Here is a 24,248-nt window from a genome sequence, read left to right as displayed (position 1 = left end):
CACTGGGAGTGGTCCACGCCTTGGAAGTGAGCGCCTTGAAACCCCGTGATCCGCGAGAGGGACCGGGCGATACCCCCGACGCGTTGGCGCGCGCCGCCCTGCGGACCCGGATCGCCGAGGAGATCGCCGCCCAGGGCGGCCATCCCCTGGCGCAGCGGACCCTCCAGCTTCTCACGGAAGCCGTGGCCGAGCCGCAGGACGCGCCGCCGGGCTACCGGATCCTCGACCGGGCCGGCCACCCGCGTCGCGGCCCCGCGGGGCCGAGCGAGGGCACGGGCAAGGCCGGCCCCGAACCGACCGTCGATTCCGAGCCGGCCATGACCCTGGCCGATTTCGTCGCTGACCTGCGCCGCCTTCACCCGGCCCTGTTCGTGCCGTCGGTGCCCGAGGCCGCCGCGCCTGCACCCGAGGCCGCGTCGGAAGGCGCCGCCGCTAGGGAATCCGCCACTCCGGTGCCGGCCGCTCCGGGCGCCGCAGCCCGGTTCGTCGAGGCCCGATCCACGCAGGCCAGACGCGCCCTCGCCCGTTCGGCCACCCGTGGTCGAGCCCTCGCCGGGCAGGCGACCGAGCGCTGGCAGGGCCTGCGCCGGCGCTTCGCTGCGCCTCTTGCTGCGACGTCCACGGAGTCCGCGCTCCCATCGACGGAAACGGCGACCCGGCCGGGCGGCCTCGGCGCCTTCGCGCGCCAGGCGGCGGGGCGGGCGCGGGGCGGTTTCGCCGACACGGGCGCGCGCCTGCACGGGACCATGCGGGAGGGTGGGGTGCTTCGCGACCGCCGGGTTCTCGCCGCCGGCGCCGGCCTTCTCGGGCTCGTCGTCCTGATCGCCGTGGCCCAGCGCTCCGGCGAGGACACCCAAACGCCATCGCCGCCGCCGGTCTCCGACGCCGCCCCGTCCGCCACCGAGACGGTTCCCCCCGCCGTGAGCGAAGCTGCGAAGCCCGTCGGCGAGCGGGCCGCCGATGCCTTGACCGGTCCCGTCGAGGTCATCGACACCGCAACCCTGCGCGTGGCGGGGAAGCTCGTGCGCCTGTTCGGCGTCGAATGGGTGCGCGGGGGCCAGGCCGACGAACTCACGCGCTATCTCGCCGGACGCACGGTCACCTGCCAGCCCGTGGCGGGCAGCGAGGCGCGCCTGTGTAACGTCGACGGCCGCGACCTGTCGGAGGTGGTGCTGTTCAACGGCGGCGGCCGCGCCTCGTCGGAGGCGACGCCCGATCTCGTCGCCGCCGAGGATCGTGCCCGGACCGAACGGCTGGGCGTCTGGGCCCGCTAGGGACCGTGCCCGACCGCTCCGGACCGGATCGCCCCGCCCGAACCGCGTTGCGCCGGGGTGTCCCCCGCGAACCCGCTTCCGCTCAACCGGACGGCACGCCGGACCGAAGCTGAAAAACTGGGCTGGATTGCATCGAGCTTAAGCAATCCCTGCACACTCCATGCCCAAGGAGCATGGCTGACCCACCCGCTTTCCCTCTCGTCGTTGCAGTGCACAAACCTTACTTTCCGATCAGACGCCGCCGAACGAGACCAGGGCGGCAGAGACAAAGCCGGAAAGCAAAGCCCGTGACCCTCTCCCTCATCACCAGCCTGAAGTCCCGCTGGAAGGACAACGAAACCGCGCGCCAGATCGCCCAGCTGACCGACCGCGAACTCGCCGATATCGGCGCCCAGCAGATCGGTGGCCGGATCCTCTCGAAGGCGCAGAATTACCGCGTCGCCGACGGCCTGCGTGGCACGCAGTCGCCGCTTCGCTACGCTTCGTTCCCCTCCGCCTGACCTATCATCCCGACCCGCCCGGCCGATCCGGCCTTCGGGTTCTCGGGAGTTGCCTGAACACGCCGGCCCCTCGTGGCCGGCGTTTCCATGTGCGGGGCAACACAGCGCCGTCCGACTACCCGAACGCCCCGACCTCGTGCTGGATCATGCCGGAGAGCTCGCGCACCCGGGCGAAGGAGCGGCGGATCGGTTCGAACAGGGTGTTGTGCTCGGCTTCATAGGTGCCGACGTCGCGTGGCCCCGCCGGCTCGCCGAAGTTGAGACCGAGCGTCGGGTCCGGCGTCACCGGGAAGATGTCCTCCAGGAGCGTCAGGCAGCCGTCGATGTCGAGGCGCAGGAACCGCTCGATGAGGGCCTCCCGGCTGATGCCCGATTGCGGCCGGAAGCCGGGGATGTGCACGGCCAGGAACCAGATCCGGTGGATCAGGGCGAGGCGGATGGCGTGCAGCAGGGTCAGGCGGGGCGACATCTTGCCGAGGTCGGGTGCCGCCGCCTGGAGGCTGAGCCAGTCGCAGGTGAGCCGCCCGAACAGCCGGCGCAGGTCCGGGGCCAGGCGCAGGCGGTCGAGGGCCGTGGCGATGACCACGAGTTCCTCGCGGCGGCCGTCGCGCTGGGTGCGCCGCGCCCGCTCCAGCCACACCGCCGGGTCGAGGGTGTCGACGTAGGCGCGCAGCACGTCGAGGTCGCCGACGCTGGCCGCGTGCTGGACTAGGCGGAAGGCGCGGGAGAACCGCACGGAATCGCGGCGCATATCGCGAAACAGGTCCGGCGCCCGGCCGGCGGCCCGGCCGATGCCGTGCAGGGAATTGGCGAGGAAGCCGAGCTGCTGCAGGATCGCGTTGTTGGGGATCGCCCGCATCTGGCGCGGATGGGTGATCATGCTCGGGCCCCCGCCATCGGATTGGCGCGCCACGGGCCGTGAACCGGTGCGGTCGAGGAGGCTCGGGCCGAACGTGCCGAGCAGGGCGGCGTAGCCCGGGTCGTCGACGAGGGTCTCCATGTCCTGGCGCACCACCGTGAAGAACTCGGCGGAGAAGTCGGCCTCGCCGTAGATCGGGTCGTCGGCCTCGTCGGCACCACTCGTCGCATCGGACAGGACATAGTCGGCAAACGAATCGTCGTCGGTGAGATCCAGGGCGAAGACGTGCTCGGCGATGCGCTCCACCGTGGCTTTCGCGAGCGGCAGGGTGCCGAACATGAGGTAGCCGTCCGAGCCTTGGAAGCTCGATTCGAGACGGACCCGGATGCCCGCCGCCCGGTTGCGCCGGCGCGCATCCTCGGGGGCGAGATAGGCGAGGCGGTCGCGCAGGCTCGTCGGGTGGGCGCCCCGGCCGATGGATTCGCCGTGGGTGTCGAAGATGGCGAGTTCGACGCCGGTGAGGTCGTTCTGCACCATGAGTTCGGTGATGCGCAGGCGCAGGCGCTCGATCCAGAAGCTCGCGGCGAGCTGGCCGACGTAGCGGCCGGAATCCGAGTAGCCGAACTGCACCGTGAGGCGGCCGATGCGCTTGAGGTATTGCCGCCAGTGCGGGTTGCGCAGGGCGTCGTCGAGGACGCGGATGCCCTGCTCCAGGGCCGAGGCGGTCTCGAACAGGGGCGTGATCTCGACCTTGTCGGCGATCCCGTAGTGCCGGGCGAGCCAGAGGGCGGCCAGCAGGGTGTAGCCCGTCTCCGTCTCGGCGATGAGGAAGCGCACGGGATGCGTGCCGTCCACGTGCTTGAGGATCTGGGTGATGGTCATCATCAGCCGGGCGGCCGAGGCCCGCTCGGCGGCGAGCGCCCCGAAATCCACGTCCACGGCGTGGACGTCGTTGAGCAGCGCGTGGATCGTCGAGAGGTGGGAGCGGCGCTGGGCCGCGTCGGTCGGCTCGCCCTCGAGGTCGGTCACCCGGCGCACGGCGTTGTGGATCTGGCTGGCGTTGAGCCGGAAATGGGGCAGGGCGTTGGAGAGGCCGTGGGTGGCGATGCCCGAGCGCAGGATCGCGATGGCGCGCCGCTCCTCGTCCGTCGCGACCCCGCCCATGGCCCCGGCGAGGCCGGCGAGGATCGCGGTGGCGTCGGTCTGGGCGCGCTCGCGCTCGATGATGAGGGCGAGGGCGAAGCGGTGGACCGCCTCAAGGGACGGCTTGGTGCCGAGGCGCGGGGCCACGGCGAGCTGGCGATTGACCGCCGCCAGCGCCCCGGCCGTGAGGTCGCGGACCACCTGGGTCGCGGGCACCTGCGGCAGGTGGCGCATCACCCGGTCGAGCTGCATGCGCTTCGATTCGATGCGGTAGCGCAGGGTGTCCCACCACCCGATATCCGTGCGCCCGTCCGTGTCGCAGCCGACCCAGCTGGCGATGGCGAAGGGTTTCGGCACGAGTTCGGTCCAGCGGTCGGGCCAGCGCTGGCGGGCGGCCTCCAGGAGGGCGTCGTTGAAGGCGTCCAGGGCCGAACGGCCGTGATTGGCCGCGACGCAGGCCTGTTCGAACTCGTCGTCGAGGGAGATGGCCGGATCGGGCCGGGTGGAGAGGGCGGCGGCCTTCTCCGTCAGGGGCCGGCGCGCGGCCGCATCCGCCTCGCTCGCGGCCTCGGCGATGAGGCCGGCGACCGCCCGGGGCATGCCGAAGGTCGGATGCGCCGTGAACACCACGGCAAAGCCCGTGCGGCCGACGAGGTCGCGAAACGCCTCGAAATCGCCCTGGCGCTTCGGGATCGCCGCGACGAGGCGTGCCGGCGTGTGGGCCTCCTGCCCGGAGGCCGCATCCCGCTCCAGGCCCACATAGGCGCGCAGGCGCTCGGCCCGTTCGGCCAGGGCCTGCGCCCGCAGCCGGGCGAACAGGCCGTCGAGGACCTCCTCGCCGATCTCACCGCGATCGAACCGCCGGGTGATGGCCAGGGTCACCGCCAGGACGGGGTTGCGGAACGGATCCTCCGCCGCCTGTTCGCGGGATTCCTCGATCAGCCCGAGGAGATCCGCCTCGAGGGCCTCGGGCGCGAGGACCCCGTGGGCAGGAACCCCGTGGGCAGGAACCCCGGGGGTCGGAACCGCGTGATCCGGGCTGCGGTCGTGCATGCGCATCGATGGACCTTGGTGACGGGGTGGACGGGGACCGTCATAGGACAATCCGGTGGCGGTGGGGCGATCCCCGGGCCGGGCATCCCCAGACGGGCAGGTATCCCCGCTGGGCACCTGTATCCCGCCGGGCAAGGTATGCCCCGGCGGACGGGTATGCCTGCCCGACATCGCCACCCGGACGTTCGACGCCCGTGCGGTGCCACGCAAGGACCGTTCCGGGTCCGTCTCCCAAGCCGGGTGGCGGATGCATCGCCGGCCATCCTGGGGTAACGCTGACGGCGGCATGGAAACCACCCTGATCCTGGCCGCGATCGCGGTCTTCACCCTCTCGTGCATCGTGGTGATGGCGATGATGGCCCGCGCACGGCGGCCCGAACTGCGCATGGCGCGCGAGGAGGATCTGATGGAGGACCTCATGGAGGAGGACGAGGAGACCCTGATGCGCAGCCTGCAAACGCCCCGGACCAGCCCCATCGACCGTTCCGCGACGATCCTGCCCATCGAGCCGCAACCGGATGTCCGGCGCCTGCCTCCCGGCGACGGCACCCGATGACGGATCCGCGGATGCGTCCCACCCGCCCGACCCCCACGACCCGCTCGGGTCCTGCGGCCCGCCTGGCCCTCGCCGCGCTCCTCGCCGCCTGGACGCACGCCGCCGCGGCTCAGGAGCCGGCGCCGGACGAACCGGCCGCCGCCGCCCCGGTGCGAAAGCCGGTGCCCCGCAAGGTCGCGCCGGCCAAGCCGAAGCCGGTCGCGCCGCCGCCCGCCGCCAGCGCACCGGAGACCCTCACGCCGGCGGCGCCGCCACCCGCCCCGCGTGCGGACCTCACCGTCGCCTGCGCGGAGAAGGCCGCCCTCTACGAGGGACCGAAGAACTTCTCCGTCTGGGTCACCCGGACCGGGCTCATCGTGGTCGAGAACCCCCTGCTGCCGCTGACGCCGGAGACGGCGCGGGTGCTGCAGGTCGTCATCGCCGGCAAGGTCGCGACCGCCTACGGGCCGGACCTGTACGCCCTGCGCCGGGGCGGCGCGCCCGCCGCCTTGGAGGGGGCGAAGGGTGGGACCATCCGCTGGGACGCGACCCCGACGCCCCTGCCCGACACCCTCAACATCGTCTCGGAGGCGGGCCAGCCCCTGGCACAGCTCGCCTTCCAGTCCTGCGGCGAGGCGCCGACCGTCAAGGCGGCCCCCGTGGCCAGATCCAACCCGGGCACCAAGCCCAAGGCCCGTCCGAAGACGGCGCCCGAAGCCCCTCCGGGGATGCGGCTGCCGGCCTCGGCCCTGGAGCCCTGATGCCGTCTCACCCGCAACAGAACGGAATGCCCATGGGCCCTGGACCGGGCGGCCCGACCGCCGCCGAAATCATCGCCCGCTTGCGGTTGGCCCCGCACCCGGAGGGCGGGCATTACCGCGAGACCTTTCGCGATGCCCGCACCATCGACGGGCGCTCCGTCGGCAGCGCGATCTATTACCTGCTCGATACGGGCGAGGTCTCGGAGTGGCACCGGGTCGATGCCGCCGAGATCTGGCACTGGCACGCTGGCGCGCCGCTGGTGATCACCCAGAGCCCCAACGGGCACGACGCGACGGCGGCCTATCTCGGGCCCGACCTCGCGCGCGGGCAGCAGCCGCAGATCGTCGTGCCGGCCGGCCATTGGCAGACGGCCACGAGCCTCGGGGCCTGGACGCTGGTCGGCTGCACGGTCGCGCCGGCCTTCGAGTTCGCCGGCTTCGAGATGGCTCCCCCGGACTGGCGGCCGACCCCGCGGACCTAACGGTCGCCGGCCCGCGAGGCCCGGACGGCGATCCCGGCGCCCAGGATGATGAGGGCGCAGGCCAGTCCAAGGGCTGGGCTCGGGTCCGCGTAGCCGCCGGCCACGAGGGTGATGGTCGAGAGCACGGGCGCCGCATAGGCGGCGACGCCGAGGAGCCGAAGGTCGCCCCGCTTCACGCCGACGTCCCAGAGGTAGAAGGCGGCGCCCACGGGGCCGAGGCCGAGGGCGAGGACTGCGCCCCATTGCACGGCGCCCACCGGCCACAGCGTCGTCTCGAAGGCCCAATGGCAGGCGAGGCTCAGGGCGGCGGTGCCGAGGCAGAAGCCCGCCACCGCGTCCGTCGGCACCGCGCCGACCCGCGCGGAGAGCACGGAATAGGCCGACCAGACGAAGGCGGCCGCCAGAGCCGCGAGGTAGCCGGGCAGTGCCCCGGGCTGGAAATCGAGGCCGCCCCGCCCGGCGAACAGGGCCACGACGCCGGCCAAGCCCAGGGCGGCGCCGACGAGATGCCCGGCGCGCAGGCCGGCCGCGCCCGGCATCTGCGCCGACAGGAGCACGATGAGCAGGGGCCAGAGATAGTTGATCAGGCCGGCTTCCGCCGGCGGCGCGAGGCGCAGCGCGGCGAAGTAGAGGGAATGGTAGCCGAACAGGCCGCCGATGCCGAGGAGCCAGACCGGCCAGGGTTGACGCAGGGCACGAAGACCCGGCGGACGCACGATCCAGCTGGCGCAGCCCGCGAGTCCCCCGATGGCGAAGGTCATCGCGGCGAGCTGGAACGGCGGTACCGCCCCCGACAGCGCCGTCAGCAGGGCGAGCAGCGACCACAGCAGGATAGCACCGAAGCCGAGAAGGGTCGCGGTGGACATGGAAAAGGGCCGGGGTGGACTTGGAAGGGCCGGGGTGGCGCGCGCGGAGGCCCCTGTTCCACGCCGGCACGCCGAAAGGCAACATCGGTGCGCCACCAGTCTTTCACGGGCCGGTCACGGTTCCGGGCTACCGCTCGATACCGGTGTGAACGAAGCGTGGAGCGCAGAGAGCCATGCGGAGCATCATCCTGGGAGCGGCGCTCCTCGCCGGGCTGTCCGGTGGCGAGGCGCGCGCTGGCGAGATCGCTCAGATCGGACCGCGTCCGTTCTACCTCGTCGACAGCATGAAGCCCGGCCCGGTGCAGGATCGCCTTCGGGCCTGCGGTTCCGACAGAACCTACACGGCCCGCGCCTTCTCGATCGCGCATCGAGGCGCCCCGCTGCAATTTCCCGAGCACACCCGGGAGGGCGTCCGCGCGGCGGCCCGCATGGGGGCCGGTTCGATCGAATGCGACGTCGTCTTCACGCGGGACCGGCACCTGGTCTGCCGGCATGCGCAGTGCGACCTCCACACCACCACCGACATCCTGACGCGGCCCGAACTCGCGGCGAAATGCAGCCGCGACTTCCAACCGGCCGATCCCGCCACCGGGCGCAAGGCGAGCGCGCGCTGCTGCACCAGCGACCTGACGCTGGCCGAGTTCCGGACCCTGAACGGAAAGATGGACGCCTTCGACGCGGAGGCCACGACCCGCGCCGCCTACATGAACGCCACCCCGCGCTGGCGTACGGACCTCTACGCCACCACCGGCACCCCGATGACCCACGGCGAGTACATCGCCCTGGTGAAATCCCTGGGGCGCCGGTTCATCCCGGAACTGAAGGCGCCCGAGGTCGCGATGCCGTTCGGGGGCTACACTCAGGATCAGTACGCGCAGGCGATGATCGATGCCTACCGCCAGGCGGGGGTGCCGGCCGCCGACGTCCGGCCGCAGAGTTTCCAGCTGCGGGACATCCTGTATTGGCTGGAGGCGGAGCCGGACTTCGGCCGGCAGGCGCTTTGGCTCGACAACCGCGACGAGACCGATCCGGGCTTCGACCCCGAGACGCCCGCGAGCTGGAAACCCGGCATGGCGGACCTCGCCGCCCTCGGCCTGCGCACGCTGGCGCCGCCGCTCTGGATGCTGGTGCGGGTGGGGGCCGGCGGGGGCATCGAGCCGTCCGCCTACGCGCGCGCGGCGAAGGCCGCCGGCCTCGAGCTGATCACCTGGTCGTTGGAGCGCTCGGGACCGCTGAAGGGCGGGGGCGGATACTACTACAAGTCCATCCGGCCGCTGATCGAGCGGGACGGCGACGTGCTCGCCCTCCTCGACGTCCTGTACCGGGACGTGGGTGTGACGGGGGTCTTCTCGGACTGGCCGGCGACGACGACGTTCTACGCCAACTGCATGGGGATCGAGTGAGGGGCGCGGCTCCCCCTCGGGGAAGCCGCGCGGGAGCCGGATCAGGCGATGTACTGGCCGCCGTTGATGGTGAGCGTCGAGCCGGTGACGAAGCCCGAATCTTCCGCCGCGAGGTACTCCACCGCGCGGGCGATCTCCTCGGCCTCGCCGAGGCGGCCGACGGGGATCGTGGAGATGATCTTGTTGCGGATGTCCTCCGCCACCGCCATCACCATCTCGGTCGCGACGTAGCCCGGCGCGATCACGTTGACGGTGATGCCCTTGCCGGCGCTCTCCTGGGCGAGCGCCTTGGCGAAGCCGATGACGCCGGCCTTGGCGGCCGAGTAGTTGGTCTGGCCGGCCTGGCCCTTCTGGCCGTTGATCGACGAGATCAGGATGATGCGGCCGAAGTTGCGCGAACGCATGCCTTCGATGAGCGGACGCGTGCAGGTGAACATCGAATCGAGGTTGGTCTTGATGACCGCCTGCCACTTCTCGAAGCTCATCTTGTGGAACGCGCCGTCGCGGGTGATGCCGGCGTTGTTCACCAGGATGTCGATGGGGCCGACGTCCGATTCGATCTGCTTGATGCCGGCCTCGCAGGCGGCGTAATCGCCGACATCGAACTTGAAGACCGGAATGCCGGTCTCGGCCTTGAAGGCGTTGGCGGCTTCGTCGTTGCCGCCGTAATTGGCGGCGACCTTGTAGCCCTTGGCCTGAAGGCCCTTCGAGATGGCGGCACCGATGCCGCGCGTTCCACCCGTGACGAGGGCGACGCGTTCTTGAGCCATGATATCCTCCGGTTCGTGTTTTTTTGGCAGGTTCGCGAGTGGGTCGTGCGCGGCTTTAGCTGGCGAGGCAGCCGGCGCGCGACCCATTTAAATTTGCGGCGCCATCAAGAATTATGGCGCCGCAAGGCCGTTCGATCAGACGCGCTCGATGCACATGGCGACGCCCATGCCACCGCCGATGCACAGGGTGGCGAGACCCTTCTTGGCGTCGCGGCGCTTGAGCTCGTGCAGCAGGGTGACGAGGACGCGGGCGCCGGAGGCGCCGATGGGGTGGCCGATGGCGATGGCGCCGCCGTTGACGTTCACCTTGTCGGTGTCCCAGCCCATGTCCTTGTTCACGGCGAGCGCCTGGGCGGCGAAGGCCTCGTTGGCCTCGATCAGGTCGAGGTCGGACGGCGTCCAGCCGGCCTTGTCCAGGGCCTTGCGCGAGGCCGGGATCGGGCCGGTGCCCATCACCTTCGGGTCGACGCCGGCGGTGGCCCAGGACACGATGCGGGCGAGCGGCGTGATGCCCCGGCGCTCGGCCTCGGAGGCGGACATCAGCACGATGGCGGCGGCGCCGTCGTTGAGGCCCGACGCGTTGGCGGCCGTCACGGTGCCGTCCTTCGAGAAGGCGGGCTTGAGCTTGGCCATCGCCTCGATGGTGGCGCCGTCACGGATGTACTCGTCGGTGTCGACGATGGTGTCGCCCTTGCGGCCCGGCACGGTGACGGGGCAGATCTCGTCCTTGAAGCGGCCTTCCTTGCGGGCGGCCTCGGCCTTGTTCTGCGACTTCGTCGCGAACTCGTCCTGCTGCTCGCGGGTGAGCTGGAAGGCCTGGGCCACGTTCTCGGCGGTGGTGCCCATGTGGTAGCCGTTGAAGGCGTCCCACAGGCCGTCCTTGATCATGGTGTCGACGAGCTTGACGTCGCCCATCTTCTGGCCGCCGCGCAGGTACTGCGCGTGGGGGGAGAGCGACATGGATTCCTGGCCGCCGGCCACGATGACCGTGGCGTCGCCGTTGGCGATCTGCTGCATGCCGAGGGCGACGGTGCGAAGCCCCGAGCCGCAAACCTGGTTGACGCCCCAGGCCGTGGCCTTCTCGGGGATGCCGGCCTTGATGGCGGCCTGGCGGGCCGGGTTCTGTCCGGCGCCGGCGGTGAGCACCTGACCGAAGATCACCTCGTCCACGTCGTCGGGGGAGACGCCGGCCCGCTCCAGGGCGGCCTTGATCGCCACGGCCCCGAGGTCATGGGCGGGTACGGTGTTGAAGGCGCCGCCGAACGAACCGACGGCGGTGCGGGCCGCCCCGACGATGACGATATCTTCTGCTGCCATGGTGACGTTCTCCTCATGCCGGCCGGCGCTGCGTTGTCGCTTACGGGTGAGCGTGCGCGCCTTGTGCCGTTGCCATCGGATGAAAGCCCACGACCCCGCGAAGTCAAGGCGCTTTGGCGAGGACGCGGAGGCTCTGTCATGCCCGTGGGTGCGGAGACCGGCACTATTCCGCGTGGACGGCGGTCAGATAGGTGTTTTCGTCGGCGGGCGAACGCTTTAAGATGAATCCAGGCGGATCTGGAGTGTTCACGGCTCCGTGTGCGTCGTCGAAGATCGAGCCGCAAGGATCGAGCGACCTGCATGATCGCGTTGGGAGAGGCCCCCAGAGATGGCGGACAACGGTAAGTCCAACCACACCGTTATCAAGAAGTACGCCAACCGGCGCCTCTACCATACCGGCACCTCGACCTACGTCACCCTCGAGGATCTCTCGACGATGGTCCAGAACGGTGAGGACTTCCTCGTCTACGACGCCCGTTCGGGCGACGACATCACCCGCTCGGTGCTCACCCAGATCATCTTCGAGCAGGAGAACAAGGCCGGCGACGACAACCTGCTGCCGGTCGCGTTCCTGCGCCAGCTCATTCGCTTCTACGGCGACAGCATGCGCACCATGGTGCCGAGCTTCCTCGAATTCTCCATGGCCAACTTCGCCCGCGACCAGGACGGTCTGCGCGAGAAGATGACCCAGAGCTTCGCCCCCACGGTGTTCCAGAACGCCATGGAGGAGCAGGTGCGGGCCAACATGAGCTTCTTCGGCGACGCCATGAAGATGTTCACGACCTTCGGCACGGGTCCCCTCTCGGGCATGGGCTCGCACCCCTCCGCCGCGCCGCGCCCGGCGCAGGCGGCGGTTCCGACGCCCACGGGGGCCGACCTCGACGATCTCAAGCGCCAGATGGCCGAGATGCAGTCGCGCCTCGAGGATCTCTCGAAGAAGTAGGGTCCCGTCGCCGGCCCGGATGAAAGGTTGACGAACCGTTAACGTCGGCCCACCTCTTGCGCATCTCACCCCGGTTCACACGGGAATGGATGCGATGGGGCGATCTGGAACAGGCCGACGTCCGGAAACGGAACAGGCGCCGGTCTACGATCTCGTGGTGGTTCCCGGCGGCGTCGAAGCGCAGGGCTTCCGGCGTGGCGCCTCCGCACGGGCGAATGCGGGTTTCCTCACCCACCTTCTCGTCAGTGCCGACCCGGCCATGCGCCCCGCACGGCTGGAGCGGACGCGCCTGGCCGCGGCCACCTATGCGGCTGCGAGTCGACGCATCGCCTGATCATCGGTCCAATACGAAAAACCGCGCCCGCTCTCGCAGGGCACGGTCTGTTCGCGCTCCGTAGGACCCGGTCTTCCGTCAGACCTGGTCTACGGGCGCGGTCCGTCGAACCCGGGCCGCCGGAGCGGCCATCCCGCCCGAGGGCGCGGCGTCGGGTTCAGGCCTCGGCCGACTTCACCTTGAGGACCTGACGGCCGCGGTACATGCCGGTCTTCAGGTCGATGTGGTGGGGACGGCGCAGCTCGCCCGAATCCTTGTCGGCGACGTAGGTCGGAGCCTTGAGGGCGTCGGCGGACCGGCGCATGCCGCGCCGCGAGGGGGAGGTCTTGCGCTTCGGAACGGCCATGGGATGATCCTGTCGATGGCAAAAAGGGCGCCTCAGGCGATCCCCCTCCGGGAGGACGCCTCGGCACCGTGTTCAAACGGAGATTCGAGGCCGGGCTTATAGCCGCGCGCGGTCGTCCTGGCTAGGGCACCGGGCGGAAAAGTGGAGCCGGTCTCCGCCGCGGCGATACGGGCGGAAAAGCGTACGGATCAAGATCTCGCGCGGTGATCCGGCGTTCCGCCAAGGCCTGCGCGGCGCAATCGCATCGTTAAGCGGCGGTTCAACCCCGTTTGTCTAGGTCTTCGAAGGTTGGCGCGGCACCGCGATCACGCCATCGACCCGGGAGTGTCCCATGCCGTCATCCCTTCTTCGCAGCCTCGTCGTCCTGGCCGGCCTCGCCACCGTTCCCGCACTGGCGCAGGCTCCGAGCCCTTCTGCCCCGAGCCCCACAATCCCCACGACGAAGCCTGCCCCGGCGGTGCCGGCGCCCTCGAATCCCACTCCCCCCACCGTCACGCCGCCGAAGGCGCCGACGACGGCCGCCCAGCCCGAGTCGGGCAAGGCCGAGACGGGCAAGCACGAGACGGGCAAGGCCGCGCTCATCGACCTCAACAGCGCCAGTCCCGCCGAACTCGATGCCCTGCCGGGCATCGGCGCGGCCCGCGCCGCCGCCATCGTCAAGGGCCGGCCCTATCGCGGCAAGGACGAGCTCGTCTCGAAGAAGGTCCTGTCGCAGGGCGTCTACGACGGTATCAAGGACAAGGTGATCGCCAAGCAGAAGTAAGCGCTCATGGCGCGCGGCGGATCGGGTATCCGCCGCGCTTGTCCGCCCGGGGGCCGGGTGTTACGCGCGGAGCCGTCTGTCTCCATCCGCGAAGTCCCCCATGCCGCCCCAACCCCTCGTGCGCGTCCATCGTGGCGACCTGCCCGCCGATTACGTCGCCGGCCCCGCCATCGCCATCGACACGGAGACCCTCGGGCTGAACCCGCACCGGGACCGGCTCTGCGTGGTTCAGATCTCGCGGGGGGACGGCAGCGCCGATGTGGTGCAGATCATCCCCGGCGGCCCGGTGCCGGAGGTCCTCGCCCGGGTGATGGGCGATCCCGGCACCCTCAAGATCTTCCATTTCGGCCGGTTCGACCTCGCCGTGCTGTTCAACGCGCTCGGGGTGATGCCTGCCCCGGTCTACTGCACCAAGATCGCCTCGAAGCTCGCGCGGACCTACACCGACCGCCATGGGCTCAAGGATGTGGTCCGCGAACTCGTCGGCGTCGACCTGTCGAAGCAGCAGCAATCCTCCGACTGGGGCGCCGAGACCCTGAGTCAGGCGCAGATCGACTACGCGGCCTCCGACGTCCTCTATCTCCACGCCGCCCGTTGCCGCCTCGACGCGATGCTGGCCCGCGAGGGGCGGACGGAGATGGCCCAGGCCTGCTTCGACTTCCTGCCGACCCGCGCTCGCCTCGACCTCGCCGGCTGGCCGGAGACCGACATCTTCGCCCACACCTGACGGAATTCTTCGCCGAGCCTTCGTCTTCGGCAAGTCTCTGTCTTCGCCAAGCCTTCGTCTTGGACAGGGCCTCGCTTCCATGGGGCGGTGCGTCCTCGCACATGAGCGCGGCCGGGCGTGCGGGCGCCCTTGATGATTTGGCAACGGGGTGGTCATAACTTCGCCATGGCCCGCGCGCATCCGGCGGCATGTTTGGGACTGTCATGCAGGTGGGCGAGGCCATCGAGACCGAGACATCCGGCGGCCCGCGCGCCGATGCGCGCCGCACCCGCGCCCATGCGCGCGCCCGCAGCCACAGCACCCGCGTCCGAACCCTGCGGCGGGTCATCCCCCTGGTGGCCGGCACGGCGGTGCTGGCCCTCGCGGCCGTCCTGTTCAATCCGTTCGGCACGAGCCTGCCGGGCGTGAGCGTCGGCCCCGTCAGCCTGTCCGGCACCAAGGTGAAGATGGAGAGCCCGCGCCTGTCCGGCTTCCGCCAGGGCGAGCGCGGCTACGAGGTCACGGCCACGGCGGCGTTCCAGGACGTGCGCAAGCCGACCCTCATTGAATTGCAGGCCATGAAGGGCCGCCTCAACACCGACGACAAGGGCGGCCGCGCCCATCTCGAGGCGGCGTCGGGCCTGTTCGACACGGCGCGGGAAGCCCTGATCCTGGAGCAGGACATCCGGATCTGGACCGACAAGGGCGAGGAGATCCGCCTGAAGTCGGCCGCCGTCGATTTCAAGGCCGGCACGGTCAAGTCGAACGAGACCGTCACGGTGACGATCCCGAGCGGCACCGTGGTGGCCGACACCCTCGACGTCACCGACAGCGGCCACGTCATCTCCTTCGTGGGCAACGTCCACACGGTGCTGCACGAACTCGACAGGCCGGACAAACCCGCCAAGCCCCCCCGCGTCCTCACCTCCGCGGCCGAGCCGACGGATGGGGAGTCCCGCCCGTGATCGCCCTGCGGTCCCTCGCCCTCGGCTGGGCGGCCCTCGCCGCCGGTCTCGCCCTCGCGGTGCCGGCCGGTGCGCAGACGGCCGCCCCCGCTCCGAAGAAGGAGAAGCCCGCCGGCGGCCTCGGCAATCTCGGCGGCGGCGGCAAGGAGCCGATCAAGATCGACGCCGACCGCCTCGACGTGTTCGACCGCGAGAACAAGGCCGTGTTCGCCGGCAACGTGGTGGCCGTGCAGGGCGACAGCACCATCCGCTGTTCCAGCATGACCGTGCGGTACAAGCGGGGCAAGAAAGACGACAAGAAGGGGGACGCGGCCCGGGAGCCGGCCGCCGACACGGCCGAGGCCTCGGAAAAACCCGCCGGCGGGATGGGCGAGAACGGCATCCAGCGCGTCGAGTGCGCCGGCCCCGTCACCGTGGTGCAGAAGGACCAGGTCGCGACGGGCGACAACGCCGTGTTCGACCAGGAGGCCAAGCGCATCGTGGTCACCGGCAACGTCGTGCTCAGCCAGTGCCAGAACGTGACCCGCGGCTCGCGCCTCGTCTACGACATGAACACTGGCCGGGCGAACATGGACCCCGTGGCCGGCGGCCGGGTCTCGGCCCTGTTCGTGCCGCAGAAGGAGGACGGCCCGAAGACCGGCAAGGGCTGCGCGACGCCCCCCGCCGCGGCCAAGGCTGTCCAGAAACCGGCGGACGGCAAGCCCGCCGAGGCGGCCAAGCCCCGGGCGCAGGCGAATTGAGCGCCGCGTCGCCGGTGTCTGCCGCCCCGGTCCAGCCGTCCCCGTTCAGCCGGATGTTCGGTCGGGGCCGCCGCGACGCGGCCGCCGCGCGCGAGGCCGCGATCCTCGCCGAGGGCGGCGGGCCGGGCATCCTGCACGTGCGCGGCCTGCGCAAGAGCTACGGCGCCCGCACCGTGGTGCACGAGGCCGGCCTCACCGTGCGCAACGGCGAGGCGGTGGGTCTGCTCGGTCCCAACGGCGCCGGCAAGACCACGATCTTCTACATGATCACCGGCCTCGTCTCGGCCGATCGCGGATCGATCAGCCTCGACGGCCTGCCGATCACCCACCTGCCGATGTACCAGCGCGCGCGCCTCGGCATCGGCTACCTGCCGCAGGAAGCCTCGATCTTCCGCGGCCTCACGGTGGAGGACAACATCCGGGCCGTGCTCGAAGTGGCCGAGCCCGACCGCAAGGAGCGGGCGAAGAAGCTCGACTCCCTGCTGGAGGAGTTCGACATCGCGCGCCTGCGCAAGTCCCCCTCCATCGCCCTGTCGGGCGGCGAGCGCCGGCGCTGCGAGATCGCCCGGGCGCTGGCCTCGTCCCCCAGCTTCATGCTGCTCGACGAGCCCTTCGCGGGCATCGACCCCATCGCGGTGGGGGACATCCAGGATCTGGTGAAGCACCTGAAGCAGCGCGGCATCGGCGTGCTCATCACCGACCACAACGTGCGCGAGACCCTGGGGCTCATCGACCGGGCCTACATCGCCCATTCGGGCCGGATCCTCACGGAGGGCACGCCCGAGGAGATCGTCGCCAACCCCGACGCGCGGCGGCTCTATCTCGGCGAGGATTTCCGCCTCTAAGCCGGGTTTGCTGAAACGGCCCCCGAACCGAGTGCGGCCCCGCGACGGCCCATTTCGCCCCATCCGAGACGCGTCGTCCGCCGCGTCCGGGAAGGCTTTCGTTACCGCCCCGATGTGATGCTGACACCACGCCGCGGCGGCGCGTGCAGGCGGCTGGGCAATTTTTAGGCACCGAGCACCCAACACACTTTGACGTGGGCGCAGGTTGGGGCTAAACCTCGAAACGGCAAAAAGAAGCAAGATTGATGCCGAAGTTCGGCCCGCGCTGCCGCGCGCCGCCGAGCGGAGGTGCGACTCGGGGATCGGGACCTTACCATGAGTCTGGTGCAACGGCTGGAAATGCGCCAGGGCCAAGCCCTGGTGATGACGCCTCAGCTCCTGCAGGCGATCAAGCTCCTTCAACTCTCCCATCTCGACCTCACCGCCTATGTGGACGCGGAACTCGAGCGCAATCCGCTCCTCGAACGCGCCGAGGGCGAAACCGGGGACGAGCGTACCCCCGGCGAGACCCCGTCCGAATCCTCCGTCGACCGCCAGGGCGAGGAGGGGGGCGATTTCGACGGCGGCGATTTCGAGGGGGGCGAAGAGCCCTGGATCGCCACCACCCTGACGGCGAGCGGCGCCGACATGGAGGGCGCCCTCGACACCCGCCTCGACAACGTGTTCGCGGACGAGAACCCCACCCATGCCCGCGAGGCCGCGTCGGGCGACATGCTGTCCCTGACACCGGCACCCTACGGCAACACCGGAGGCTCCTTCGACGGCGAGGCCCCGGATTTCGAAGCGACCCTCACCTCCGAGATGTCCCTGCGCGAGCATCTGGTCGCCCAGCTCGACCTCGCCACCCGCGATCCGGCCGACCGTCTCATCGCCGGCTTCCTCATCGATGCCGTGGACGACGCCGGCTACTGCCGCGAATCCATCGACGACCTCGCCGAGCGGCTCGGCACGTCCCTCGACACCGTCGCGCGCGTGCTGAAACTGGTGCAGAGCTTCGAGCCGGCCGGCATCGCCGCCCGCGACCTCGCCGAATGCCTCGCCCTGCAGCTGCGCGACCGCGACCGGTTCGATCCGGCGATGCAGGCCCTGGTCTCGCGCCTCGACCTCGTGGCCAAGCGCGATTTCGCCTCGCTCCGGCGCCTCTGCGGCGTCGACGACGAGGACCTCGTCGACATGCTGGCCGAGCTGCGCCGCCTCGACCCGAAGCCCGGCCGCGCCTTCGGGGCCCGGGCCGTCGAGGTGCTGATCCCCGACGTGTTCGTGCGCGCCGCCCCCGACGGGTCGTGGCTGGTGGAATTGAACGCCGAGGCCCTGCCGCGCGTTCTGGTGAACCAGAGCTACTACGCCCGCGTCTCGCGCGGGGCGCAGGCCGAGGGCGACAAGGCGTTCCTGTCCGAATGCCTGCAGACGGCGAACTGGCTCACCCGCAGCCTGGAGCAGCGCGCCCGCACTATCCTCAAGGTCGCCTCCGAGATCGTGCGCCAGCAGGACGCGTTCTTCCTGCACGGGGTCGCGCACCTGCGCCCCCTCAACCTCAAGACCGTCGCCGAGGCCATCGGCATGCACGAATCCACCGTCTCGCGGGTGACCTCGAACAAGTCCATCGGCACGAGCCGGGGCACCCTGGAGATGAAGTACTTCTTCACGGCCGCCATTCCGGGCGCCGCCGGCACCGCCGCGCATTCCTCGGAGGCCGTGCGCCACCGGATCAAGCAGCTCGTCGACGGCGAGGCCCGCAGCGACGTGCTCTCCGACGACGCCCTGGTGCAGAAACTGCGCGACGAGGGCATCGACATCGCCCGCCGCACGGTGGCGAAGTACCGGGAATCCCTACGGATTCCCTCCTCCATCGAGCGCAGGCGCGAGCACTTCGCCTACGCGCGGTAGGGGAGCCCCCCTCAGTACCCCTCCGCCAGGGTGCCGCGCTGGCGGGGGTCGGCCGCTCCGGCCACGAGCCCGTCCGCGGTCATCACCGAATTGGCCGAGCCCGAGGCCGGCGCCACCACCACCCGGTGGCCGCGCGCCCGCAGGATCGCGAGGGTGTCGGGCGAGACGCCTTCCTCCACCGTGAGCACGTCCGGGCGCCACTGGTGGTGGATGCGCGGAGCCGCCACCGCCTGCAGCAGGTTCATGCGGAAATCGACCACGTTGACGATGGTCTGCAGCACCGTCGAGATGATGCGGCTGCCGCCCGGACTCCCCGTCACGAGGAGCAGCTTGCCGTCCCGGAACACGAAGGCCGGCGTCATGGAGGACAGGGGCCGGGCGCCCGGCGCCACGGCGTTGGCCTTGCCGCCGACGAGGCCATAGGCGTTGAGCGCCCCGGTCTTGGCGGAAAAGTCGTCCATCTCGTTGTTGAGCAGCACCCCGGTGCCGGGGGCGACGAGGCCCATCCCGTAGGAAAAGTTCAGGGTGGTGGTGTTCGAGACCGCGTTGCCCTCGGCATCCATCACCGAGAAATGCGTGGTCTGGTCGGACTCGTGGGGGAGGGGATCGCCGGCCTTTACCTCCGCCGCCGGACGGGCGCGGGCCGGGTCGATGGCCGCGCGCAACCCCTCGGCGTAGGATTTGGCCGTCAGCCCCTCGACGGGGATCTGCGACCGCGCCGGGTCGCCGAGCCAGGTGGCCCGGTCGGCATAGGCCGGCTTCATCGACTCGGCGAGGGTGTGGATCGCGTCGGCGCTGCCCGCCCCCATCCGGGCGAGATCGAAGCCCTCCAGCATGTTCAGGATCTCGATGAGGTGGATCCCCCCCGAACTCGGGGGCGGCATCGATGCGATGGACAGGCCCCGATAGGTGCCGCGCACGGGTTGGCGGATCACCGGTCGGTAGGCGGCTAAGTCCTCCGCCGTCACGACGCCGCCGGCCTCCTGAACGGCCCGCGCGATGGCCACCGCGATGGGGCCGGTGTGGAACGCGTCGGGGCCGTCCTTGGCGATGGCCCGCAGCGTTGCGGCGAGGTCGGTCTGCACCAGCCGCTCGCCGCGACGGAGTGGTCTGTCGCCGGCAAAGAAGATCGCTCGGCTCGACGGCCAGCGCCCGAGCAGGTCGACGGCGCGGGGCAGGGAATCGGCGAGGCCGGCCTCGACGTCGATGCCCTCGCGAGCCAGCCGCTCGGCCGGGGCGACGAGGTCGGCGAGGGTGAAGCGGCCCGACCCGTAGAGCCGGTGCGCCTCGGCCAAGCCCCGCACGGTGCCGGGCACGCCGACCGCCTTGCCCGTGCGGGTGGAGGCGGCGTGGTCGGGCTCGCCCCGCGCGTCGAGGAACATGTCGGCGCGGGCCGCCGCCGGGGCGGTCTCGCGGTAGTCGATGGCCACGGTCTCGGCGGGGCTCGCCCGATGCACCATCATGAAGCCGCCGCCGCCGAGGTTGCCCGCGCGCGGCAGGGTGACGGCCAGCGCGAAGCCCACGGCCACGGCGGCATCGACGGCGTTGCCGCCGGCCTTGAGGATCGCGACGCCGACCCGCGTCGCCCGCGCCTCCTGCGAGGAGACCATGCCGTGCGCGGCCAGTACCGGCAGCATCCGGGCGGTGTCCGACTGGATCGGCGAGGAATCCGCCTGAGCCCACGCCGCGTGGGGGAGGCCGAGCAGGAGGCAGAGGGCGAGGACTGGGGTCTGGCGGCGCATTCACACGGCTCCGTCGCGCGGGCCGAAGCGGCCCGCCACCAGCCAATAGACGAGGCCCGAGGCCGCGCCCGTGAGAAACAGGATGGCGGTGATGCGACCCTCCTGGGCGAAGGCCTGCGTGTCGCCGGCGCGGGCCGCGGACCGGGCGAGCCACGGCACGAGCGCCGTGAGGAGGCCCGTGCCGGCCCCGTACCAGGCGGCGGACCGCCAGTTCAGGGTCTCGCCGATCACCGCCAGGGCGACGGGCGGCAGCACGAGGAGGAGGAACAGGGCGCGGGCGAAGGCGGCGAGGGCGAACAGAACCGTCTCGGGGCCGATTCCGGAGGCGAGGTCGTTCAGCCCCTCGAACAGGCCGGCGAGCCCGAGGTTCCCGAGCACGTCGCGTGAGACCGGATCGAGCATGGCTCCCAGCCCGAGGACGAACGCGCCGCACGGGATCGCCAGGAGCAGGGCGAGGCATCCGACGAAGACGCGGCCGAGGAACCGCATGGTGACGCCCTCTTGGATGTGTTGGAAACGCGGCCCTCCTCCCCACAAGGGGGAGGGGGGTGTCAGGCCATCAATCGTCGTCGCCGTCGTCGGCGCCCGCGTAGACGCCCTCGGCGCCGATCCCGTCCTCCAGCATCATCCGGGCGCGGGCGCGCAGCTTCTCGGTCTCGCTCTTGAGCTGACCGCAGGCGGCGAGGATGTCGCGGCCGCGCGGGGTGCGCACGGGGGACGCGTAGCCGGCGTCGTAGACGATCTCGGAGAAGCGCTCGATGCGCTCCCAGTCGGAGCATTCGTAGACGCTGCCGGGCCAGGGGTTGAACGGGATGAGGTTGATCTTGGCCGGAATGCCCTGGAGCAGCCGCACCAGCTCGCGGGCATCGGCGTCGGTGTCGTTGATGCCTTTCAGCATCACGTACTCGAAGGTGATGCGCCGGGCGTTGTTGAGGCCCGGATAGTTGCGGCAGGCGGCGATGAGTTCGGCCAGCGGATACTTGCGGTTGAGCGGCACCAGGGTATCGCGAAGATCGTCGCGCACGGCGTGCAGCGAGATCGCCAGCATGGCGTGGGCGTCGGTGCCGAGGCGCTGCATCTGCGGCACCACGCCGGAGGTCGAGACGGTGATGCGCCGGCGCGACAGGCCCAGGCCCTCTTGGTCGGCCATGACGCCGACGGAATCGATGACGTTGTCGATGTTGTAGAGGGGCTCGCCCATGCCCATGAACACGATGTTGGTCACCGCGCGGCGGACCTCGTCGGCCCCGGCCGGCGTCGGGTTCTGCCCGGCCCAGTCGTTGAGGTGGTCGCGCGCCACCACCACCTGCGCGACGATCTCGGCCGCCGTCAGGTTGCGCACGAGGCGCTGGGTGCCCGTGTGGCAGAACGAGCAGGTGAGGGTGCAGCCGACCTGGCTCGAGACACAGAGGGTGCCCCGGCCCCGGCCGGGAATGTAGACGCACTCGATCTCGGCGCCGCGATTGTGGTCGTGCTTGCCCGTCGGCGCCATGCGCATGAGCCACTTGCGGGTGCCGTCCCGCGAGACCTGCTCGGTGATCACCTCCGGCCGGTCGAGGGTGTAGGCGCGCGCCAGATCCGCCTTCAGGCCCTTGCCGACATTGGTCATGTCGTCGAAGTGCTTGGCGCCGCGCACGTTGACCCAGTGCCAGATCTGGCCCGACCGCATGCGCTGCTCGCGCTCGGACACGCCGATGGCGCCAAGCCGCGCCTTGAGGTCGTCCCGGGTCAGGCCGACGAGGGAGGACCGCCCGAGGGGGCCGCCGAGGGGCGTCGTCTCCGGCGCGAACTCGGGCAGCTTCTCGATTGCGGGTGCGGCGCTCGCGTCGCCCCGGGCGGTGTCGAACGACGCCGTCGCCATGGTCTTGGAACCTTCGATCTGGAATCGGTCCGATATAGGCGATCGGCGCGGCGAAGGCGAATACGGGTGCGGCATGGCCGGCGTGCACCGGGTTGGGCGGGGTGCGCCGGGTGTGGTACCGGGCGCCACGCCTGTTCTGACGCCCGCGAGGTTCGCCGTGATTCCCTGGGTCGCCCTCGACACCGCCCCGATCCCGGGCACCACCGACGAGCTGCGTCTGCTCCAGCGCGGCCATGAATTCCTCATCCGGATCGGCCGCAACGACCTGATGAACAGCCGCCTCAGCGGCTCGGAGGAGGCGCTGGCGACCTTGACGGCGGCGCGGATCGGCGGACGGGCCGGGGCGAAGGTCCTCATCGGCGGCTTCGGCATGGGCTTCACCCTGCGGGCGGCCCTGGACGCCCTGGGGCCGGATGCGCGGCTGGTGGTGGCCGAACTGGTGCCGGCGGTGCTCGCCTGGGGGCGCGGCCCCCTGGCCCACATCTCCGCCGATGCCCTGTCCGACCCCCGGGTCGAGGCGCGGGAGGCCGATGTCGCCGCCCTGATCCGGTCCTCGGCGCTGGCCTTCGACGCGATCCTCCTCGATGTCGACAACGGCCCCGAGGGGCTGACCCGGGCGGAGAACGACCGGCTCTACGACGTGGGCGGGTTGGCCGCGGCGCGCAACGCCCTGCGCCCCGGCGGCGTGCTCGCCGTGTGGTCGGCCCATCCCGATCCGGCCTTCACCCAGCGCCTCGTCCGCGCCGGGTTCGCCGTGGAAGCGGTGTCCGTGCGGGCCGGGCGGGGGCGGGGCGCCCGCCACACGATCTGGCTCGCCGTGCGGCCGGAGCGGGCGAAATAGGTCAGCCCGTGGCGCGCAGGCCGTCGCGGCAGCGGCTCAGGCGCGTGGCGCCGTAGATGGCGGCGAGCTGGCGCCGGGCCGCCTTGACCGGAGGGGCGTCGCGCTCGGCGCAGGCCGCTGCGATGGTCCGCAGGGTGTCGGCGACGGAGCGCTGCAGGCGCAGGTCGCCGGGCTGGCGCGCGACGTGATCGCTGGTGCTCATGCGTGTGGCCCCTCGGTGCCGGCCCCCCCGCGGGGCGTCGCCGCCAGCATCGGCACGGGGCTTGGCCGCAACATGGCAGCTTGGCCGTGACGCGTCCTGTCGGGACTGCGGTGCCTATTCGCGGCCGCCGCCCTCGGTGAAGCGGTCGTGGCAGGTGTAGCCGACGAAGCAGCGCGGCGTGTCGCGCGTCAGCTCGAAGGCCGGCCGCGTCGTTTCCGGCAGGGGGCAGAAGCCGCCGTCGCGCACGAACCGGGCGTAGGTGAACGGCCCCGTCGTGAGCACGATGGCGCCCGTGCGGGCGACGAGGCCGGCCGCCTCGGCACAGATCATCTCCGGCATGGCCGGCCGCGTCTGGCCGAACCCTTGGCCGGAGGAGACGAGCAGGACGGCGGTGGCGAACAGGGCGGGGCGCATGGCGGGAGCCACTCTCGAAAGCGTGATCCCCAGTGTGGCCTCACGCGGCGGCGAGCGCCAGGGTGAAGTCGAACGCCTCGGTGACGCTCTCCTGCCACAGGGAGACGGGCGTCGGCCGGGCGAGGTGAAGCGCCCCCTCGGCCTCCCCGTCCGCCATCCGCAGGTCGGCGCCGACCCGGAGGGCGAGGTTCTGCATCGGCCGGTTCCGGCTGAGGCAGCGCACCCGCAGGTCGCGTACGCCGCGATTGCGCGCCGCCCCGGCGATCCGGCGAAACAGGGCGTGGCCGAGGCCGTTGCGCCGGTAGCCGCGCTCCACCGCGAAGGCGGCCTCCGCCTCGGCGCCGAGCCGGTAGCGCGACGGCGGCGCCCGGGTCGGTCGCAGCTCACCGAGGGCCCGCAGGGTGCCGTCGACGAACCCGCCGAACACCACGCCGTCGATCCTCAGGGCCCGGCGCGCATAGGCCAGGGCGGCCGCGTCGCTCAAGGTGCCCATGAAGCGGTTGGCGCGGGTCTCCGGATCGAGGCGCAGGAAGTAGGCCTCCACCGCCGCGGCATCGCTCGGCCACAGGCGGCGGATGACGGGGTGCAGGGCGCGCGGTTCCGATCGGGGTTCGCGTGTTCGGGATTCGGGCATTCGGGGCTCGGGCATGGTGATGCCTCTCCGGCGTGAGGGCGCGCCGCGGCGCGCCGGAATCC

The 24,248-nt window shown here is 71.2% G+C and carries 26 protein-coding genes; 15 read left to right on the top strand and 11 right to left on the bottom strand.

Annotation, left to right across the window (positions count from 1 at the left end):
• Positions 1-35: 35 nt before the first annotated feature.
• A complete protein-coding gene (locus tag ASG60_RS15935; RefSeq protein WP_082531781.1) occupies positions 36-1,274 on the top strand; it encodes a hypothetical protein in 1,239 nt (412 codons plus the stop codon).
• A gap of 287 nt (positions 1,275-1,561) precedes the next feature.
• Entirely contained in the window at positions 1,562-1,774 is a 213-nt protein-coding gene (locus ASG60_RS15930) for a DUF1127 domain-containing protein (protein WP_056172448.1), read from the top strand.
• 115 nt (positions 1,775-1,889) lie between these two features.
• Here ASG60_RS15930 and ASG60_RS15925 read toward each other — a convergent pair whose 3' ends face one another.
• Positions 1,890-4,835, bottom strand: coding sequence for a phosphoenolpyruvate carboxylase (locus tag ASG60_RS15925; RefSeq protein WP_244476692.1), 2,946 nt, complete (start codon positions 4,833-4,835; stop codon positions 1,890-1,892).
• 280 nt (positions 4,836-5,115) lie between these two features.
• On the opposite strand from ASG60_RS15925, the gene ASG60_RS15920 reads away from it, so the two are divergent.
• Genes ASG60_RS15920 through ASG60_RS15910 form a run of 3 tightly spaced genes read left to right on the top strand, consistent with a single transcriptional unit; the run spans position 5,116 to position 6,607 of the window.
• The gene (locus tag ASG60_RS15920; protein WP_056172445.1) at positions 5,116-5,385 is read left to right on the top strand and encodes a hypothetical protein; all 270 of its coding nucleotides are present in this window, start codon (positions 5,116-5,118) and stop codon (positions 5,383-5,385) included.
• Between the two features lie 11 nt (positions 5,386-5,396).
• A complete protein-coding gene (locus tag ASG60_RS23795) occupies positions 5,397-6,125 on the top strand; it encodes a hypothetical protein (protein WP_200947681.1) in 729 nt (242 codons plus the stop codon).
• Between the two features lie 32 nt (positions 6,126-6,157).
• Complete coding sequence (locus tag ASG60_RS15910) at positions 6,158-6,607, top strand: cupin domain-containing protein (RefSeq protein ID WP_056172440.1); 450 nt, start codon at positions 6,158-6,160, stop codon at positions 6,605-6,607.
• Here ASG60_RS15910 and ASG60_RS15905 read toward each other — a convergent pair.
• On the bottom strand, positions 6,604-7,473 hold the full coding sequence (locus tag ASG60_RS15905; RefSeq protein ID WP_056172437.1) for a DMT family transporter: 870 nt from the start codon (positions 7,471-7,473) through the stop codon (positions 6,604-6,606). The two genes, ASG60_RS15910 and ASG60_RS15905, sit on opposite strands and share 4 nt — an antisense overlap.
• A 173-nt stretch (positions 7,474-7,646) precedes the next feature.
• Here ASG60_RS15905 and ASG60_RS15900 point away from each other — a divergent pair, with 173 nt between their 5' ends.
• Entirely contained in the window at positions 7,647-8,876 is a 1,230-nt protein-coding gene (locus ASG60_RS15900) for a glycerophosphodiester phosphodiesterase family protein (RefSeq protein WP_056386548.1), read from the top strand.
• Between the two features lie 41 nt (positions 8,877-8,917).
• Here the strand turns inward: ASG60_RS15900 and phbB are convergent, their stop codons facing one another.
• Both phbB and ASG60_RS15890 read right to left on the bottom strand, forming a co-directional pair.
• Positions 8,918-9,646 carry an acetoacetyl-CoA reductase gene (gene phbB / locus ASG60_RS15895; protein ID WP_056172430.1) on the bottom strand — a complete coding sequence of 243 codons (729 nt, stop codon included), beginning with the start codon at positions 9,644-9,646 and terminating at the stop codon, positions 8,918-8,920.
• A gap of 135 nt (positions 9,647-9,781) precedes the next feature.
• On the bottom strand, positions 9,782-10,963 hold the full coding sequence (locus tag ASG60_RS15890; RefSeq protein WP_056172427.1) for an acetyl-CoA C-acetyltransferase: 1,182 nt from the start codon (positions 10,961-10,963) through the stop codon (positions 9,782-9,784).
• A 328-nt stretch (positions 10,964-11,291) separates the two neighbouring features.
• On the opposite strand from ASG60_RS15890, the gene phaR reads away from it, so the two are divergent.
• A complete protein-coding gene (gene phaR, locus ASG60_RS15885) occupies positions 11,292-11,906 on the top strand; it encodes a polyhydroxyalkanoate synthesis repressor PhaR (protein ID WP_056172424.1) in 615 nt (204 codons plus the stop codon).
• 94 nt (positions 11,907-12,000) lie between these two features.
• Positions 12,001-12,240 (top strand): hypothetical protein, encoded by a 240-nt coding sequence (locus tag ASG60_RS22920; protein WP_156398929.1) that lies wholly within the window; start codon positions 12,001-12,003, stop codon positions 12,238-12,240.
• Positions 12,241-12,397: 157 nt separating this feature from the next.
• Here ASG60_RS22920 and rpmF read toward each other — a convergent pair whose 3' ends face one another.
• Positions 12,398-12,586, bottom strand: coding sequence for a 50S ribosomal protein L32 (gene rpmF, locus ASG60_RS15880; protein WP_018046018.1), 189 nt, complete (start codon positions 12,584-12,586; stop codon positions 12,398-12,400).
• Between the two features lie 331 nt (positions 12,587-12,917).
• Between rpmF and ASG60_RS15875 the strand changes: the two genes are divergently transcribed.
• From ASG60_RS15875 to rpoN, 6 genes are all read left to right on the top strand, one after another.
• Positions 12,918-13,349 (top strand): helix-hairpin-helix domain-containing protein, encoded by a 432-nt coding sequence (locus ASG60_RS15875; RefSeq protein WP_056172419.1) that lies wholly within the window; start codon positions 12,918-12,920, stop codon positions 13,347-13,349.
• 100 nt (positions 13,350-13,449) lie between these two features.
• Positions 13,450-14,076 (top strand): ribonuclease D, encoded by a 627-nt coding sequence (locus ASG60_RS15870; RefSeq protein WP_056386546.1) that lies wholly within the window; start codon positions 13,450-13,452, stop codon positions 14,074-14,076.
• 203 nt (positions 14,077-14,279) lie between these two features.
• A complete protein-coding gene (locus ASG60_RS15865) occupies positions 14,280-15,020 on the top strand; it encodes a hypothetical protein (RefSeq protein WP_056386544.1) in 741 nt (246 codons plus the stop codon).
• Positions 15,017-15,760, top strand: a complete 744-nt coding sequence (locus ASG60_RS15860) for an LptA/OstA family protein (RefSeq protein WP_244476691.1) — start codon at positions 15,017-15,019, stop codon at positions 15,758-15,760. Before ASG60_RS15865 ends, ASG60_RS15860 begins: the two co-directional genes overlap by 4 nt.
• Before the next feature lie 53 nt (positions 15,761-15,813).
• Positions 15,814-16,605, top strand: coding sequence for an LPS export ABC transporter ATP-binding protein (gene lptB / locus ASG60_RS15855; protein WP_244473814.1), 792 nt, complete (start codon positions 15,814-15,816; stop codon positions 16,603-16,605).
• Between the two features lie 315 nt (positions 16,606-16,920).
• Positions 16,921-18,492, top strand: a complete 1,572-nt coding sequence (gene rpoN, locus ASG60_RS15850) for an RNA polymerase factor sigma-54 (RefSeq protein ID WP_082479077.1) — start codon at positions 16,921-16,923, stop codon at positions 18,490-18,492.
• A gap of 11 nt (positions 18,493-18,503) precedes the next feature.
• Here the strand turns inward: rpoN and ggt are convergent, their stop codons facing one another.
• From ggt to rlmN, 3 genes are all read right to left on the bottom strand, one after another.
• Positions 18,504-20,234 (bottom strand): gamma-glutamyltransferase, encoded by a 1,731-nt coding sequence (gene ggt / locus ASG60_RS15845; protein WP_056266687.1) that lies wholly within the window; start codon positions 20,232-20,234, stop codon positions 18,504-18,506.
• Entirely contained in the window at positions 20,235-20,723 is a 489-nt protein-coding gene (locus tag ASG60_RS15840; protein ID WP_056386540.1) for a hypothetical protein, read from the bottom strand.
• Positions 20,724-20,793: 70 nt separating this feature from the next.
• A complete protein-coding gene (gene rlmN / locus ASG60_RS15835; RefSeq protein ID WP_056172397.1) occupies positions 20,794-22,095 on the bottom strand; it encodes a 23S rRNA (adenine(2503)-C(2))-methyltransferase RlmN in 1,302 nt (433 codons plus the stop codon).
• A 157-nt stretch (positions 22,096-22,252) separates the two neighbouring features.
• Between rlmN and ASG60_RS15830 the strand changes: the two genes are divergently transcribed.
• Positions 22,253-22,936: a spermidine synthase gene (locus ASG60_RS15830; protein WP_056386538.1), complete on the top strand. Its 684-nt coding sequence runs from the start codon at positions 22,253-22,255 to the stop codon at positions 22,934-22,936.
• Position 22,937: 1 nt separating this feature from the next.
• On the opposite strand, the gene ASG60_RS15825 is transcribed toward ASG60_RS15830, so the two are convergent.
• From ASG60_RS15825 to ASG60_RS15815, 3 genes are all read right to left on the bottom strand, one after another.
• Entirely contained in the window at positions 22,938-23,138 is a 201-nt protein-coding gene (locus ASG60_RS15825; protein WP_056386536.1) for a hypothetical protein, read from the bottom strand.
• 114 nt (positions 23,139-23,252) lie between these two features.
• Complete coding sequence (locus ASG60_RS15820; protein ID WP_056386535.1) at positions 23,253-23,552, bottom strand: hypothetical protein; 300 nt, start codon at positions 23,550-23,552, stop codon at positions 23,253-23,255.
• A gap of 40 nt (positions 23,553-23,592) precedes the next feature.
• Positions 23,593-24,201: a GNAT family N-acetyltransferase gene (locus ASG60_RS15815; protein ID WP_244473086.1), complete on the bottom strand. Its 609-nt coding sequence runs from the start codon at positions 24,199-24,201 to the stop codon at positions 23,593-23,595.
• Positions 24,202-24,248: the final 47 nt, after the last annotated feature.

Source organism: Methylobacterium sp. Leaf469 (assembly GCF_001424745.1).
Lineage (GTDB): Bacteria > Pseudomonadota > Alphaproteobacteria > Rhizobiales > Beijerinckiaceae > Methylobacterium.
Note: the sequence above shows the minus strand (reverse complement) of the source record. Positions and strands in the feature narration are given on the sequence as shown.